This window comes from Pseudomonas sp. FP2338, assembly GCF_030687515.1.
Taxonomy (GTDB): Bacteria; Pseudomonadota; Gammaproteobacteria; order Pseudomonadales; family Pseudomonadaceae; genus Aquipseudomonas; species Aquipseudomonas salomonii.
This window is the reverse complement of sequence record NZ_CP117436.1, coordinates 512,755-527,063: the sequence shown is the minus strand read 5'-3', so window position 1 is coordinate 527,063 and position 14,309 is coordinate 512,755. Positions and strand designations below refer to the sequence as shown.

The window sequence follows — 14,309 nt, the reverse complement described above, 5'->3', positions numbered from 1 at the left end:
CGGCACTAAATGAAGGTTTCGACCGTTACGCCAAAACGTTCGGCCAACCAACGAATTTGCCGCAGGTTGAGCTTACGCTTGCCGCTCAATACCTCAGAGACGACCGATTGTGCGCCTACTCCGGGTAGGTCACTCTGGGTGAGACCGTGTTCGCGCATCATGTATCGCAGCACATCAACACCACTGGCGACCGGCATTGGACGGTGTTCATGGTCGTAAGCCTCGATCCAGTCACTGAGAATATCCACCAGGCTCATCAGCGGGCTGTCTTCGTTTTCACCGATCAGGCTCAACAGCTCGTCCAAGCCACACACCAGCGCGTCGTAGTCCGACTCGTTTTCTGGTTTGCGCATCACGGGTGAAACAAACTGCCAGTGTTCGGCCGCTACTCGCATAAGCGCGCTCATTTTATCTTTTCCTTCCATTTGTCTTTCTCATAATCTCGGTGATCAAGCAGATACTTGATGTAAACGCGCTGCGCCCGATACTCCACGCTAGCGATCAACCTCAGCTTGTTGCCTCCGATATCGAATACGTGGAAATCCCCAACCTTATCCGTGGCGAGAAACGTGGCTTTCATCGCCGCGAAGTCTTTGGGAGTGTTTCGTCTCATTAGCCGATACCACTGGTCCAACGCTGTTGCTGAACGCGGCCACTTTTCCTTAGCCTCCCAAATCCTTTTCTCGCTGATCACTCGCATGCAACATCCTTATCGCATCTTGCTATGAAGGTTAAACCCGATTCCCGACCATCGCAATTTGCGATAACCGCAAACAGACAGATGGCGCAAAACGGAACACACTCGAACAGCCTAGATACTGGGCCTCGCATCGACACGGGCAAACTGTGAGCGGATGCGTCGCTGCCTGCGCATCTTGATAAACCCCGGACCTGGCTCCAAATACAGTCTATTGGCCGTACCTAAGGAGCCCACCATGTCCGAACCTCTTGTAATCCCCTGCCCGCATTGCAACGGGCTAAACCGCATCCCCGGCGAACGCCTGGGTGATGCGCCTAAATGCGGGCGCTGCAAGCAGCCTGTGTTGCTGAACAAGCCTTTCGAGCTGAAGCAAGGCGACTACGCCAGCCAGATCAAGGGCGACCTGCCGTTGCTGGTGGATGTGTGGGCCGAGTGGTGTGGGCCGTGCAAATCGTTTGCGCCGGTGTTTGAGCAGGCAGCTGGGCAGTTGGAGGGCAAGTACCGGTTGGCCAAGCTTGATAGTGAGGCGAATCAACAGCTGTCGGCGCAGTTGGGGATTCGCTCGATTCCGAGTTTGATTCTTTTCAAGAACGGCCGCGAAGTGGCGCGCCAGAGTGGGGCGTTTCCGTTGCCGCAGTTGATGAGTTGGTTGCGTAGCCAAGGGGTGTAAACCAGTCCCTCAAGCAACGGGGTCAAATGTGGGAGCTGGCTTGCCTGCGATGGCATCACCTCGGTCTAACTGATAGACCGAGTTGTCTGCATCGCAGGCAAGCCAGCTCCCACATTGACCGCGTTTTAAGCTCGGGCTACGGGGGTTTCGTGGTCCATCATCTGGCCGACCAGCATTACGCCGAGTTCGCTTAATTGATGGATGGCCAGGGCCACGTCGCGGTTTTCGCCGGTGAGGTCGTTGGATAGCTTGAGTAACAGCGTACGGACGGAAGAGAAGGTTTCGTAGCTGTTGAGTACGAGGGTTTCGGTAGGGAGGCTGGGTGCCACATGGAAAAGACTGATAGACATGCATTTGTTCCCTGATAGGGCCACCACCTTCTCGCTACTAAACGAAGGGTGGCAGCTGTACGCAGGTTAGTAGACCGGGGAACAAAGCAAAGACCGGCGCACCCGAAGGTGCCCTGTGTACAGCCACCATCAGATAGGCGATAAAACGCCATGCTTTTGGAGCGGTGCAAATGCTTTGGTCGGTTGGGCTACTAAACCCGATCACTGAACATTCAGCGACCGGCCAACCTTAGAGACGCCCATCCAGACGCACAAGCCGGGCAATTCTGGCTTAGCTGTAGGCAACGATACAACCCACAACCCCATTTGCCAGACCCTTCCTACAGCCTCCGTAGGAACAATCCAAATCCCCCTGCTGAAACACAGAACAAATGTGGGAGCTGGCTTGCCTGCGATGCTGACAACTCGGTCCATCAGTTAGACCGAGGTGATGCTATCGCAGGCAAGCCAGCTCCCACATGAGTTCACAGGGGATTTGTGTTGCTATTGGAATCAGGCATTTTCCAGCAAGTTATGCAGCTCCACAAACTGCAACGTCAGCTTGTGCCGTGGGTCCAGGTGGATCAGCGGCTTGCTCTCCTGGTGGGATTCGCGCATGCGCACCGAACTGGCCAGGTACACCGGCAGTACCGGTAAGCCCTCGGCAATCAACTCATCGAGCATCTGCTGGGGCAGGCTCGCACGGGCCTGGAACTGGTTGACCACAATGCCTTCCACTTCGAGGCCTTCATTGTGGTCTTCCTTCAATTCTTCGATTTCACGCAACAGGCCATACAGGGCCTGGCGCGAGAAACTGTCGCAATCAAACGGGATCAACACGCGATCAGCGGCAATCAACGCCGAAACCGCATAAAAATTCAGTGCCGGCGGCGTATCCAGGTAAATCCGGTCGTAATCTTCGCTCAACTCATCCAGCAGCTTTCGCAACTTGTTGATCTTGTGCTTGGCCTCAAGCTTGGGCTGCAGGTCTGCAAGCTCGGCGGTCGCGGTGATCACGTGCAGGTTATCGAACGGCGTTTCGTAGATATCCACCTGGTTTTTCTTCGAAAACGGCCCGGAAGACAGGGTTTGCTTGAAGAAGTCGGCGATGCCCATCGGGATATCGTCGCCGGTCAGCCCTGTGAGGTACTGGGTTGAGTTGGCCTGTGCATCGAGGTCCACCAACAGGGTCCGATAGCCTTCACTGGCGCTCACCGCCGCCAGGTTGCAGGCAATGCTGGACTTGCCAACGCCGCCTTTCTGATTGAACACCACACGCCGCATGGAAAAAACCTCCGTGTATCAATGAATGTCCGAGTGTAGAGGGCAAAAGCGCCTGTTAGCTACCTCGTTCATCCATGCACTGGCGCATCACCCGCCGCACAAAAGGAAGAGTCCTACAATCCACGCACGGCACAGGTAAAGGACAATCTGTAAATCTTTTCCGGCAAATTGTATTCATCCGTGAACAATTCTTTACCAAAGTTTGCTAGAACCCCACGGCACCGGGATAATGCGCGCCATTCGGCCATTGTTCCCTGTCCCGGTATTCGGGGCCAACGGCTGCACATGGAAGCCCGCAGGGGCGGGATAACTTCTCAGTGATCACTTTCAATATCGACCAATGGCGCGCCTGGGCTCCGGGCCTGGAGACTGCGCACGACTGGCGTGCCTGGTGCCAGGCTCCGGCGGTATTGCCGGCCAGCGATGCGTCACCCGATGTGTCCTTCCTGCCCGCCATGCAGCGCCGCCGCCTGAGCCGGCTGGCGCGCATGGCGTTCGGCGTGGGCTGGCCGTTGGCCGAGGGCCGGCAAGACCTGCCGCTGGTGTTTATTTCCCGGCACGGCGAAACCCCGCGCACCCTCGACATCCTCAGCGACCTGGCCAACGACGAGCCGCTGTCGCCCACCCAGTTCAGCCTGTCGGTGCATAACGCGGTGATTGGCCTGTGGTCGATCCTGCGCAATGAGACCTGCGAAATGACCGCCCTCGCCGCCGCCGGCGACGGCCTGGAACACGGCATGCTCGAAGCCGCCGCGCTGCTCAACGAAGGCGCCCCGGCGGTGTTGCTGGTGATCACCGAAGAACAACCGCCTACGGCTTACGCCGACTGGATCCATGATGTGCCCTTCCCCTACGCCCTTGGCCTGCTGCTGACCCCGGGCGACGAGTGGCAACTGGAACTAAACAGCGGCGCTGTCCAACTCAGTCAAACCCAGTGGCCCCACGCCCTGAACCTGCTGCGCACCCTGCTCACCGAGCAGGCCACCTGCCAACATGCCTGGAAGAACCGTGTATGGAACTGGCAACGCAAGCCCTGACCGACAAGCCACGGGACGCCTACTACTGGCGCCTGTTCGCCACCGCCGCGAGCTTCTTCTGCTTCGGCGTCGGCGGGCTGTGCCTGCGTTTGCTGGTGTTCCCGCTGCTCAATTGCCTGCCAGGCAGCGCGGCCAAACACCAGCGCCGCGCCCGCCACACCATCAGCAAACTGTTCTGGCTGTTTATTCGCCTGATGCAACGCGCCGGTGTGTTGACCTACAGCGTGGAAGGCGCAGAAAAACTCGGCCGCCCAGGCCAGATGATCGTCGCCAACCACCCGTCGCTGATCGACGTGGTGTTTTTGATCGGCCTGATGCGCCAGACCAACTGCGTGGTCAAGCAGAGCCTGTTCCAGAACCCTTTCACCCGTGGGCCGGTGCGCGACGCCGGTTACATCAGCAATGACGGCAGTGCCGATATGCTTGATGCCGCGGCCGATGCGCTGCGCGAAGGCCAGACGCTGATCATCTTTCCCGAGGGCACGCGCACCACACCCGGCGCACCACCGGCCTTTCATCGCGGTGGCGCCGCCATTGCCCTGCGCGGTGCGACAATCATCACCCCGGTGGTGATCAAGGTCAGCCCCACCACCCTGACCAAGGCCGAACCCTGGTATCGCATCCCCAAGCGCCGTTTTCACTTCAGTTTGCGCGTGGGTGCCGATATAGACCCACAGGCGTTTGCCACATTGGGGCCCGCGCCCCAGGCTTCACGCAAGCTCAACGATTACCTGCATCACTATTTCATTAAGGAGCTCGCCGAAGATGAGCAACCAACACCGCCTTGAGCACGACATAAAGGCGCTGATTATCGAGGCCCTGGGCCTGGAAGACATCAGCGTCGACGACATCGGCAGCGACCAGACCCTGTTCGGCGAAGGCCTGGGCCTGGATTCGGTGGACGCCCTGGAGTTGGGCCTGGCGATCCAGAAAAAGTACGGTATCAAGATCGATGCCGACGCCAAAGACACGCGCAATCACTTCACCAACGTGGCCAGCCTTGCGGCATTCGTCACGGCCAGACAGGCAGCTTGAGACCGGACCATGCAAACTCGTGACGATATTTTCAACACCCTGCGCGATGCCTTGGTGGAACTGTTTGAACTGCCGCCTGAGCGCGTCACCCTCAACGCCAACCTGTACCAGGACCTGGAGATCGACAGCATCGATGCCGTGGACCTGATCGACCATATCAAGCGCCAGACCGGCAAGAAGATCGCCGCTGAAGAGTTCAAGGCGGTGCGCACCGTCAACGACGTGGTTGAGGCGGTGTACCGTCTGGTCCAGCCTGCCGCATGAGCCGGCTGATCGGCCTTGGCCTGTTGCTGGCGGGGCTGCTGTACCCTTTCGCGGTGTATTACGGCACTGAACACTTCGCGCCGTGGCAATTCGGTTTGCTGCTGGGCAGCCTGTGGTTGCTGCGTGCGCTGACAGGAGCGCGGCGCCCCGGCAGTCGCTGGATGGCGGTGGCGGTGATCGTGTTTTGCCTGCTGTTGGCCTGGTTCGACAACCCGCAGTTGCTGCGCTGGTACCCGAGCCTGGTCAGCGCGTTCATGCTGGGGCTGTTCGGCTTGAGCCTCAAATACGGGCCCCCGATGGTCGAGCGCCTGGCACGCATGACCGACCCGCAGCTGCCGCCCAAAGCAATTGTGTACACGCGCCAGGTCACCGTGGTGTGGAGTGTGTTTTTTCTGTGTAATGGCCTGCTCGCCGCTGCCCTCACGCTGTGGGCGCCGCTGAGCTGGTGGACGTTGTACAACGGCCTGATCGCCTACGGGCTGATGGGGCTGCTGTTTGCCGTGGAATGGCTGGTACGACAAAGGGTTCGAGGCCGCGTATGAATGGGTTGAAACTTGAGCACGTGCTGCTTGAGGCGCTGGAACAACGTTCGGTCACCACCGAACCTGCGATGAATCACGTGCAACTCTGCGAGCAGGCCCTGAGCCTGGCGGCGGGCCTGCAGGCGCGCGGCATCCAGCGCTTGGCGGTGCACCTGGAAGACGCAGGCGTGCTGGCGATTGCCTTGCTGGGCGCCTGGCGGGCCGGGGTCAGTGTGCTGCTGCCTGCCGACCTGCAACCACAGACCCGCCAACGCTGGGACGACAGCGTAGACGCCTGGCTGGTTGAGGCCGCCGATCTGGACGCGTTGTATCAGGCGCCACTGAGCCCTGCCGCGCTCGACCTCGACGCCTGCCAATTGAGCCTGTGCACCTCCGGCTCCAGCGGCGAACCCAAGCGCATCGACAAGACCCTGCGCCAACTGGCCAACGAAGTGGCGGCGCTGGAAGCACTGTGGGGCGCCGACCTCAAAGACGCCTGCATCATCGGCAGTGTGGCCACCCAGCATATCTATGGTTTGCTGTTTCGCGTGTTGTGGCCGCTGTGCGCCGGTCGCACCTTTGTGCGCAAGCAACTGGCCTTCCCTGAAGACATGCAGCGCGCCAGCCGCGAGCATGCGCAATTTGCCTGGGTCGCCAGCCCCGCGCTGCTCAAGCGCATGGGCGACAACCTCGACTGGCCCGCGCTGAGCCAAGTGTCGCGAGTGTTCTCCTCCGGCGGCGCGCTGCCGGTGGAAGCCGCCGGCGGCCTGTACGACCGCTTGCAGCAATGGCCGACGGAAATCCTCGGCAGCTCGGAAACCGGCGGCATCGCCTGGCGCCAGGGCGCACAGCCATGGCAGCCATTTGCCGATGTAGAACTGAGCCAGGATGCCGACGGCGCCCTGCGCATTGTCTCGCCGTACCTGCCGGCCGGGCATATCGAACAAACCGCCGACGCGGCGCGCATTCATTCCGATGGCCGCTTCGAGCTGCTCGGGCGCCTGGACCGCATCGTCAAACTGGAAGAAAAACGCATCTCCCTTCCCATGCTCGAACAGGCATTGCTGACCCACGCCTGGGTCGCTGAAACCCGTCTGGGCGTGGTGCAGGAAAACCGCGCCTCACTCGGCGCACTGGTGGTGTTGAGCGCCGAGGGCCTGCATGCGCTGCGCAACCAGGGCCGCCGCACCGTCACCCAAACCCTGCGCGAACACTTGAGCCAGCATTGCGAAGCCCTGGCCCTGCCACGTCGCTGGCGCTTGCTGCGCCAGTTGCCGCTGAACAGCCAGGGCAAACTGCCCCAGGCTGATGCAGAGGCGTTGCTGCTGGCGCCACGCCCAAAAGCACCCGAAGTACTGGAACAGGTCGAAGCCAACGGCGAGTGGACTGTGCAATTGAGCATCCCGCCGGACCTGGCCTACTTCAGCGGCCATTTCCCGGTCACGCCGGTGCTGCCGGGCGTGGTGCAGGTGGAATGGGCCTTCAACCTAGGCCAAAAACTGCTGGACTTACCCGCGACCTTTGCCGGGATGGAAGTGCTCAAGTTCCAGCAACTGGTGCGCCCTGGTGATCAGGTTGAACTGCACCTGCGCTTCGACCCGGAGCGCGGCAAGCTGTACTTCGCCTACCGCAACGGCGATGCGGCGTGCTCCAGTGGCCGGATTCAATTGGTGGCTGCGCATGCTTAAGCTCTTGTGGCGAGGGAGCTTGCTCCCGCTGGAGTGCGAAGCACTCCCAACCCAGGCACCGCAATGTGCCAGGATGCTCTCGGTCGACTGGGTTGGGGCTGCTTCGCAGCCCAGCGGGAGCAAGCTCCCTCGCCACAAGGGTGGTGGTAATCCTGGGAATTGTCAGCATGCATAACCCCTGCGCCCTCATCCCGGTCTACAACCACGAAGCCGCCGTACCCGCCGTGGTGCACAGCCTGTTGAACAGCGGCCTGCCGTGCCTGCTGGTCGACGACGGCAGCAGCCCGGCGTGCGCCGCGGTATTGGCGCAACTGGCAACGCTCGATCACGTCACCTTGCTGACCTTGCCAAACAACCAAGGCAAAGGCGGCGCCGTGATGGCCGGTTTTCGCGAAGCCGCGCGCCTGGGCTATACCCACGCCCTGCAGGTAGACGCCGACGGCCAGCACGACCTGCGTGAAGTCGACAGTTTCCTCGACGCCTCGCGCACGCACCCAAACGCGGTGATCTGCGGCTACCCCGAATACGACGACAGCGTGCCCAAGGGCCGCTTGTACGCGCGCTACCTGACCCACGTGTGGGTGTGGATCAACACCCTGTCGCTGCAGATTCGCGACTCTATGTGCGGTTTTCGCGTGTACCCGTTGGCGCCCACCCTGGCGTTGATGGACTCGGCTTATATCGGCACGCGCATGGATTTTGACTCCGACATTCTGGTGCGCCTGGCCTGGCGCAACCAGCCGATGCGCTGGCTGCCGACCCAGGTGCATTACCCCACCGATGGCGTGTCACACTTCCGCCTGTTCCGCGACAACGTACGCATCAGTGCCATGCACACCCGGCTGTTCTTCGGCATGCTGGTGCGCGCACCGATGATCGTGTGGCGACGGTGGCAGGCATGAGCGACAGCACCAAACACTGGGCCGACCGCGAAGAGCGCGGCAGCTTCTGGCTGATGAAACTCACCGCCTTCGCGGCCAAAGTGCTGGGCCGTCGCCTGTTGAGCCCGGTGCTGTACGGCATTGTTTTGTACTTTTTCCTGTTCGGGCGCACGGCGCGGCAAAGCGCCTGGGAATACCAGCAGCGCCTGGCCGACTGGAGCGGGCGCGATGCGTTGCGGCCCAGCCATACAAGCGTGTTCGCGCAGTTCATGGCCTTTGCCGACTCCCTGCTCGACAAGCTCGACGTGTGGAACGGCAAGCTGCGCATCGAACAGATCGAAATCAACGACCCGGCGCAATTGCGCGGGCAACTGCGTGGCGAGCGCGGCCAGATGCTGGTGGGCGCGCACTTGGGCAACCTTGAAGTGTGTCGCGCACTCGCAGAGATTGGCGAGCAAGTCACCATGAACGTGCTGGTGCACACCAAGCACGCCGAACAATTCAACCGCCTGCTGGGCGAAGCCGGGGCCACGCATTTGCGCCTGATTCAGGTCAGCGAGCTGGACCCGGCGACCATGCTGCTGCTCAGCCAGCGGCTGGACGAGGGCGAGTGGCTGGCGATTGCCGGTGACCGCGTGCCCCTGCACGGCGGGCGCAAGGTGCGCGTGGATTTTCTCGGGCATGCCGCCGCCTTCCCCCAAGGCCCTTGGCTGCTGGCCGGTTTGCTCAAATGCCCGGTCAACCTGCTGATGTGCCTCAAGCACAACGGCCGTTATCGCCTGACCATCGAGCCGTTCGCCGCCTTGATTGAATGGAAGCGCAGCACCCGCGAGCACGTTATCGCCCAGTGGACCGCCCGCTACGCCGCACGCCTGGGCGATTTTTGCCTGGAGGCGCCCCAACAATGGTTCAACTTTTACCCTTTCTGGAAGACCGATGACCCCGCATCTTGAACCGGTAATTTTTGGCGAACGCCACCTGCCTATCGAAGACGTGCTGGCCCTGGCCAACCGCCAGGCGCCCACGCGCTTGCAGGATGACGCTGCCTATCGCCAGCGCATCGCCAAGGGCGCGCAGTTCCTCGACTCGCTGCTGGACAAGGAAGGCGTGATCTACGGCGTGACCACCGGCTACGGCGACTCCTGCGTGGTGGCGGTGCCGTTGCAGCACGTCGAGGCGTTGCCGCGTCACCTCTACACCTTCCACGGTTGCGGCCTGGGCAAGTTGCTCGACGCCCAAGCCACCCGCGCTGTGCTCGCCGCACGCTTGCAGTCGCTGTGCCATGGTGTGTCCGGTGTGCGTGTGGAGTTGCTGGAGCGCCTGCATGCGTTCCTGGAACACGACGTGCTGCCGCTGATTCCGGAAGAAGGTTCGGTGGGCGCCAGCGGCGATCTGACGCCGCTGTCCTATGTGGCTGCGACCCTGTCCGGTGAGCGCGAAGTGCTGTTGCGTGGCGAACGTCGCCAGGCTGCCGACGTGCACCGTGAACTCGGCTGGGAACCGCTGGTGCTGCGCCCCAAGGAAGCCCTGGCCTTGATGAACGGCACCGCCGTGATGACCGGCCTTGCCTGCCTGGCCTTCGCCCGCGCCGACTACCTGCTGCAACTGGCCACGCGCATCACCGCATTGAACGTGGTGGCGCTGCAAGGCAACCCGGAACACTTCGACGAGCGCCTGTTCGCCGCCAAGCCGCATCCGGGGCAGATGCAAGTGGCTGCGTGGCTGCGCAAGGACCTGGCGATCGATGCGCCGACTGCGCCGCTGCACCGCTTGCAGGATCGCTATTCGCTGCGCTGCGCGCCGCATGTGCTGGGCGTGTTGGCCGACAGCTTGAACTGGCTGCGTTCATTTATCGAAATCGAGCTGAACAGCGCCAACGACAACCCGATCATCGACGCCGAAGCAGAACGCGTGCTGCACGGCGGGCACTTCTACGGCGGGCATATCGCTTTTGCCATGGACAGCCTCAAGACCCTGGTGGCCAACGTCGCCGACCTGCTCGACCGCCAGCTCGCGCTGCTGGTAGACGTGCGTTACAACCATGGCCTGCCGAGCAACCTGTCCGGCGCGCCGGCTGACCGCGCCATGATCAACCACGGCTTCAAAGCCGTGCAGATCGGCACCAGCGCCTGGACCGCCGAAGCGCTGAAAAACACCATGCCGGCCAGCGTGTTCTCGCGCTCCACCGAGTGCCACAACCAGGACAAGGTGAGCATGGGCACCATCGCCGCCCGCGACGCAATCCGCGTGCTGGAGCTGACCGAACAGGTCGCCGCCGCCACGCTGCTCGCCGCCAACCAAGGCGTGTGGCTGCGCGCCCAGGCTGAAGACGCACGCCCACTGCCACCGGCCTTGGCGGCCATGCATATCGAGCTGGCCAAAGACTTCCCGCCGGTGATCGAAGACCGCGCCCTGGAAGGCGAACTGCGCCTGTGCCTCAAACGTATCGCCGAGCAACACTGGAGGCTGCATGCGTAGCCAGGGCGTTTTGCATTGCGACACGCAAATACTCGTGCCGTTTTTTGATGTCGACACCATGAATGTGGTGTGGCACGGGCATTACGTGAAGTACCTGGAAGTAGCGCGCTGCGCGTTGCTGGACAAGCTCGGCCACAACTACACGGCGATGCTCGAATCCGGCTACGCCTGGCCGGTGATCGACATGCAGCTGCGCTATGTGCGCGGCGCGGTGTTCGGCCAGACCATCAACGTGCGCGCCAGTTTGGTGGAATGGGAAAACCGTTTGAAGGTGAACTACCTGATTACCGACCTCGCCAGCGGCGAGCGCCTGACTCGCGCCAGCACCGTGCAAGTGGCGGTAGAAATCGCCAGTCGCGAAATGCAGTTGGCTTCCCCAAAAGTATTCACCAACGCCGTAGAGAGAGCCCTGAAATGAGATCCAATGTGGGAGCGGGCTTGCTCGCGAAGGTCGTCAACGATAACGCAGCTCGCCTGACACTACGCGGCGCCCTCAAGTCCTTCGCGAGCAAGCCCGCTCCCACATTGATCGGGTTGCTACTGAGTTTCAGTGCTCACGCCTTCGACCTGCAGCAGCTAAGCGACCAACTGGCCAAACCCTCTGTAATCCACGGCACCTTCACCCAGGAAAAACACCTGCGCGCCCTGCCCCAGCCCTTGGTCAGCAAAGGCACCTTCGTACTCGCCAAAGACCACGGCCTGCTGTGGCTGCTGAAAACCCCGCTGCAACAGGACTACCGCATCAGTGCCCAAGGCATTGCCCGGCGTGATGCCAATGGCTGGCAATTGCTGCCGAACAAGAGCGCCGGTGCCGAGCAGAATCGCCTGTTTCTGGCCGTGCTTCAGGGCGACAGCAGTGGCTTGCAGCGTGATTTCGAACTGCAACTGCAAGGCGAAGCCCAACAGTGGAAGCTGACGCTGATCCCACGCTCGCTGCTGCTCAAGCAGGTGTTCACCCAGATCAATATCGACGGCGGCGAGCTGGTGCAAAAAATCGAACTGCTGGAAACCCAGGGCGACAGCACCGTGCTGCGCATGCAGGACAGCACTGCCGGCCAACCGTTGAGCGAATCGGAGCAACACGACTTTGCCCAGTGAGCGCTGGCTGCCACGGCTGTTCCTGATTCTGCTGGTGGCGGTATTGGCCCTGGCCGGCTGGCAATGGCGCCATGGCGCGCCGTTGTCGGCCAACCTGATGGAACTGGTGCCGGGCAGCACGCCGGACGCGCTGGAACTCAAGGCCGAACAGCGTATGCAGGAACCGCTGAACCGCGAAATGCTGGTGCTGGTAGGGCATGCCGACCGGCAAAAAGCCGTAGCAGTGGCGCAGCAAATGGGCGAACGCTGGCAGGCCAGCGGGCTGTTTGAAAAAGTGCAGTGGAACCTGCAAGCCGACTTGCCCGCCCTGCGTGAACAACTGCTGCGCGGGCGGCTGGCAATGCTCTCGGCCAAGGACCGCGAGCAGCTGATCGAACAGCCCGACGCGTTCATCCAGCAGCGCGTGCAAGCGCTGTTCGACCCGTTCACCGGGTTCAGCCTGGTGCCGAGCCAGGACGACTGGCTGGGCCTCACCGGGCGCATCCAGAACAGCCAGCCGCAGCACGGTTCGGTGCAGCTGGATATCGGCAGCGGCGCATTGATTGCCGATGCCGACGGCAAAAGCTGGGTGCTGCTGCGTGCGCGCACCACCGGCAATGCCTTTGACATGAAACTGCCGCTGCAAGTGGCGGATCTGCTCCAGGCCAGTCGCGAACAGGCCAGTGAGCAAGGCGCGCAATTGCTCGCTGCCAGCGGCCTGCTTTACGCCGCCAACGGGCAGCAACAAGCCACGCGGGAAATCACCTGGGTGGGCGGCGGCGCCACGCTGGGCATCCTGTTGTTGCTGTTGCTGGCGTTCCGGCGCTGGCGCGTGTTGCTGGCGTTTGTGCCGGTGCTGGTGGGCATGCTGTTCGGCGCGGTGGCCTGTGTGGCGCTGTTCGGCCATATGCATGTGATGACCCTGGTGCTGGGCTCCAGCCTGATCGGCGTGGCGGTGGATTACCCGCTGCATTACCTGTCCAAAAGCTGGAGCCTGCAACCCTGGCGCAGCTGGCCGGCATTGCGCCTGACCTTGCCGGGGCTGAGCCTGAGCCTGGCGACCAGTTGCATTGGCTACCTGGCGCTGGCCTGGACGCCGTTCCCGGCGCTGACGCAAATCGCCGTGTTCTCCGCCGCCGGCCTGGTCGGTGCTTACCTGTCGGCCGTGTGCCTGCTGCCCGCGCTGCTCAAGGGCGTGGAACTGCGCCCGGCGCAATGGCCGCTGCGCATCGCCGAGTGCTTGTGGCTATTGCGCGCCGCGTTGCTCAAACGCGTGCCAAGCCCGGTGTTGCTGGCGCTGTTGCTGCTGTTTTGCGCGGGCGGCCTGTGGCACTTGAACAGTAAAAACGATATCCGCCAATGGATCGGCGCCCCACCGCAGTTGCTGCAAGAAGCGCAGGCCGTGGCGCGTATCACCGGGTTCCAGCCCACCAGCCAGTTTTTCCTGGTGCGCGCCGACAACCAGCAGCAATTGCTGGAACGCCAGGCCGCCCTGGGCGAACGCCTGGATCAGTTGGTGAACATGGGCAAGCTGCAAGGCTACCTCGCGCTCAACCAACTGGTGAGCCTGCCGGTTGAGCAGCAACACCTTCGGGAGGCGCTGAACAACCTCGCACAGCACTGGCAGCCGCTGCTGGACCTGGGCGTACCGGCCAGCGCGCTGCAAGCCGAAGTCACGCAACTGCAAGCGCTGCCCACCGAAGACATCGACGCCGCGTTGGTTGGGCCATTGGCTGAGCCTTGGCGCACCTTGTGGCTGGGGCCAGTGGACGGCGGCGTGGCGGCGATGGTCAGCCTGCAAGGCCTGAACAACCCGGCGCTGTTGCGCGTGCAGGCGCTGGATTTACCCGGTGTGCAGCTGGTCGACCGGCTGGGTGATTTGAACCGGGTGTTTGCCGACACGCAGATCAGCGCGGCGCAATTGAAGTTGATGTCGTGTGTGCTGATCGTGCTGTTATTGATCATGCCGTTCGGTGTTGGCGGCGCCTTGCGCATCGTCGCCCTGCCACTGCTCGCGGCGCTGTGCAGTCTCGCCAGCCTCGGTTGGCTGGGCCAGCCGCTGACCTTGTTCAGCCTGTTCGGCCTGCTGTTGGTCACCGCCATCAGCGTCGACTATGCGATCTTGATGCGCGAGCAGATCGGCGGCGCGGCCGTGAGTCTTTTAGGTACGCTGCTGGCGGCGCTGACGACCTGGTTGTCGTTTGGCCTGCTGGCGGTGTCGAGTACACCCGCCGTGAGTAATTTCGGCCTGTCGGTCAGCCTTGGCCTGGCGTTCAGCTTTATGCTGGCGCCTTGGGCCGGGCATCAGAAGCACGCCTTATGAATGTGTTAATCGCCAAAGTGGC

Annotated in this window: 17 protein-coding genes; 13 read left to right on the top strand and 4 right to left on the bottom strand. The window is 62.1% G+C overall.

Annotated elements, in window-relative coordinates; genetic code table 11:
* Positions 1 to 5 precede the first annotated feature (5 nt).
* A complete protein-coding gene (locus PSH96_RS02270) occupies positions 6 to 407 on the bottom strand; it encodes a type II toxin-antitoxin system HigA family antitoxin (protein ID WP_219266483.1) in 402 nt (133 codons plus the stop codon).
* Entirely contained in the window at positions 404 to 700 is a 297-nt protein-coding gene (locus PSH96_RS02265; protein ID WP_305457193.1) for a type II toxin-antitoxin system HigB family toxin, read from the bottom strand. The genes PSH96_RS02270 and PSH96_RS02265 overlap by 4 nt, the downstream gene beginning before the upstream one ends.
* Before the next feature lie 235 nt (positions 701 to 935).
* On the opposite strand from PSH96_RS02265, the gene trxC reads away from it, so the two are divergent.
* Positions 936 to 1,370, top strand: coding sequence for a thioredoxin TrxC (gene trxC, locus PSH96_RS02260; protein ID WP_305457191.1), 435 nt, complete (start codon positions 936 to 938; stop codon positions 1,368 to 1,370).
* A gap of 125 nt (positions 1,371 to 1,495) precedes the next feature.
* On the opposite strand, the gene PSH96_RS02255 is transcribed toward trxC, so the two are convergent.
* Both PSH96_RS02255 and PSH96_RS02250 read right to left on the bottom strand, forming a co-directional pair.
* A complete protein-coding gene (locus tag PSH96_RS02255) occupies positions 1,496 to 1,720 on the bottom strand; it encodes a DUF6124 family protein (RefSeq protein ID WP_305457189.1) in 225 nt (74 codons plus the stop codon).
* 492 nt (positions 1,721 to 2,212) lie between these two features.
* Positions 2,213 to 2,983 carry a ParA family protein gene (locus tag PSH96_RS02250; RefSeq protein WP_017138539.1) on the bottom strand — a complete coding sequence of 257 codons (771 nt, stop codon included), beginning with the start codon at positions 2,981 to 2,983 and terminating at the stop codon, positions 2,213 to 2,215.
* A gap of 317 nt (positions 2,984 to 3,300) precedes the next feature.
* Here PSH96_RS02250 and PSH96_RS02245 point away from each other — a divergent pair, with 317 nt between their 5' ends.
* From PSH96_RS02245 to PSH96_RS02190, 12 genes are all read left to right on the top strand, one after another.
* Positions 3,301 to 4,020 (top strand): beta-ketoacyl synthase chain length factor, encoded by a 720-nt coding sequence (locus PSH96_RS02245; RefSeq protein WP_305457187.1) that lies wholly within the window; start codon positions 3,301 to 3,303, stop codon positions 4,018 to 4,020.
* Positions 3,996 to 4,808, top strand: coding sequence for a 1-acyl-sn-glycerol-3-phosphate acyltransferase (locus tag PSH96_RS02240; RefSeq protein ID WP_305457185.1), 813 nt, complete (start codon positions 3,996 to 3,998; stop codon positions 4,806 to 4,808). Before PSH96_RS02245 ends, PSH96_RS02240 begins: the two co-directional genes overlap by 25 nt.
* The gene (locus PSH96_RS02235) at positions 4,786 to 5,055 is read left to right on the top strand and encodes a phosphopantetheine-binding protein (RefSeq protein ID WP_305457183.1); all 270 of its coding nucleotides are present in this window, start codon (positions 4,786 to 4,788) and stop codon (positions 5,053 to 5,055) included. The genes PSH96_RS02240 and PSH96_RS02235 overlap by 23 nt, the downstream gene beginning before the upstream one ends.
* A gap of 9 nt (positions 5,056 to 5,064) precedes the next feature.
* Positions 5,065 to 5,319 carry an acyl carrier protein gene (locus tag PSH96_RS02230; RefSeq protein ID WP_305457181.1) on the top strand — a complete coding sequence of 85 codons (255 nt, stop codon included), beginning with the start codon at positions 5,065 to 5,067 and terminating at the stop codon, positions 5,317 to 5,319.
* The gene (locus PSH96_RS02225) at positions 5,316 to 5,861 is read left to right on the top strand and encodes a hypothetical protein (RefSeq protein ID WP_305457179.1); all 546 of its coding nucleotides are present in this window, start codon (positions 5,316 to 5,318) and stop codon (positions 5,859 to 5,861) included. The genes PSH96_RS02230 and PSH96_RS02225 overlap by 4 nt, the downstream gene beginning before the upstream one ends.
* Positions 5,858 to 7,528: an acyl-CoA synthetase family protein gene (locus tag PSH96_RS02220; protein ID WP_305457177.1), complete on the top strand. Its 1,671-nt coding sequence runs from the start codon at positions 5,858 to 5,860 to the stop codon at positions 7,526 to 7,528. Before PSH96_RS02225 ends, PSH96_RS02220 begins: the two co-directional genes overlap by 4 nt.
* 167 nt (positions 7,529 to 7,695) lie before the next feature.
* Entirely contained in the window at positions 7,696 to 8,430 is a 735-nt protein-coding gene (locus PSH96_RS02215) for a glycosyltransferase family 2 protein (protein ID WP_017138545.1), read from the top strand.
* Positions 8,427 to 9,362 carry a glycosyl transferase gene (locus PSH96_RS02210; RefSeq protein ID WP_305457175.1) on the top strand — a complete coding sequence of 312 codons (936 nt, stop codon included), beginning with the start codon at positions 8,427 to 8,429 and terminating at the stop codon, positions 9,360 to 9,362. The genes PSH96_RS02215 and PSH96_RS02210 overlap by 4 nt, the downstream gene beginning before the upstream one ends.
* A complete protein-coding gene (gene hutH / locus PSH96_RS02205) occupies positions 9,346 to 10,887 on the top strand; it encodes a histidine ammonia-lyase (protein WP_305457173.1) in 1,542 nt (513 codons plus the stop codon). The genes PSH96_RS02210 and hutH overlap by 17 nt, the downstream gene beginning before the upstream one ends.
* Positions 10,880 to 11,305: a thioesterase family protein gene (locus PSH96_RS02200; RefSeq protein WP_305457171.1), complete on the top strand. Its 426-nt coding sequence runs from the start codon at positions 10,880 to 10,882 to the stop codon at positions 11,303 to 11,305. Before hutH ends, PSH96_RS02200 begins: the two co-directional genes overlap by 8 nt.
* Positions 11,302 to 11,985, top strand: coding sequence for an outer membrane lipoprotein carrier protein LolA (locus tag PSH96_RS02195; protein ID WP_305457170.1), 684 nt, complete (start codon positions 11,302 to 11,304; stop codon positions 11,983 to 11,985). Before PSH96_RS02200 ends, PSH96_RS02195 begins: the two co-directional genes overlap by 4 nt.
* Positions 11,975 to 14,287: an MMPL family transporter gene (locus PSH96_RS02190; RefSeq protein WP_305457169.1), complete on the top strand. Its 2,313-nt coding sequence runs from the start codon at positions 11,975 to 11,977 to the stop codon at positions 14,285 to 14,287. The genes PSH96_RS02195 and PSH96_RS02190 overlap by 11 nt, the downstream gene beginning before the upstream one ends.
* Positions 14,288 to 14,309 lie beyond the last annotated feature (22 nt).

Bases quoted from the DNA above. Each gene is read 5' to 3' on its own strand.
- hutH (WP_305457173.1), top strand. From the start codon at position 9,346: ATGACCCCGCATCTTGAACCGGTAATTTTTGGCGAACGCCACCTGCCT.
- PSH96_RS02200 (WP_305457171.1), top strand. From the start codon at position 10,880: ATGCGTAGCCAGGGCGTTTTGCATTGCGACACGCAAATACTCGTGCCG.
- PSH96_RS02195 (WP_305457170.1), top strand. From the start codon at position 11,302: ATGAGATCCAATGTGGGAGCGGGCTTGCTCGCGAAGGTCGTCAACGAT.
- PSH96_RS02215 (WP_017138545.1), top strand. From the start codon at position 7,696: ATGCATAACCCCTGCGCCCTCATCCCGGTCTACAACCACGAAGCCGCC.
- PSH96_RS02265 (WP_305457193.1), bottom strand. From the start codon at position 700: ATGCGAGTGATCAGCGAGAAAAGGATTTGGGAGGCTAAGGAAAAGTGG.
- PSH96_RS02240 (WP_305457185.1), top strand. From the start codon at position 3,996: ATGGAACTGGCAACGCAAGCCCTGACCGACAAGCCACGGGACGCCTAC.
- PSH96_RS02270 (WP_219266483.1), bottom strand. From the start codon at position 407: ATGAGCGCGCTTATGCGAGTAGCGGCCGAACACTGGCAGTTTGTTTCA.
- trxC (WP_305457191.1), top strand. From the start codon at position 936: ATGTCCGAACCTCTTGTAATCCCCTGCCCGCATTGCAACGGGCTAAAC.
- PSH96_RS02220 (WP_305457177.1), top strand. From the start codon at position 5,858: ATGAATGGGTTGAAACTTGAGCACGTGCTGCTTGAGGCGCTGGAACAA.
- PSH96_RS02230 (WP_305457181.1), top strand. From the start codon at position 5,065: ATGCAAACTCGTGACGATATTTTCAACACCCTGCGCGATGCCTTGGTG.
- PSH96_RS02235 (WP_305457183.1), top strand. From the start codon at position 4,786: ATGAGCAACCAACACCGCCTTGAGCACGACATAAAGGCGCTGATTATC.
- PSH96_RS02210 (WP_305457175.1), top strand. From the start codon at position 8,427: ATGAGCGACAGCACCAAACACTGGGCCGACCGCGAAGAGCGCGGCAGC.
- PSH96_RS02250 (WP_017138539.1), bottom strand. From the start codon at position 2,983: ATGCGGCGTGTGGTGTTCAATCAGAAAGGCGGCGTTGGCAAGTCCAGC.
- PSH96_RS02255 (WP_305457189.1), bottom strand. From the start codon at position 1,720: ATGTCTATCAGTCTTTTCCATGTGGCACCCAGCCTCCCTACCGAAACC.
- PSH96_RS02225 (WP_305457179.1), top strand. From the start codon at position 5,316: ATGAGCCGGCTGATCGGCCTTGGCCTGTTGCTGGCGGGGCTGCTGTAC.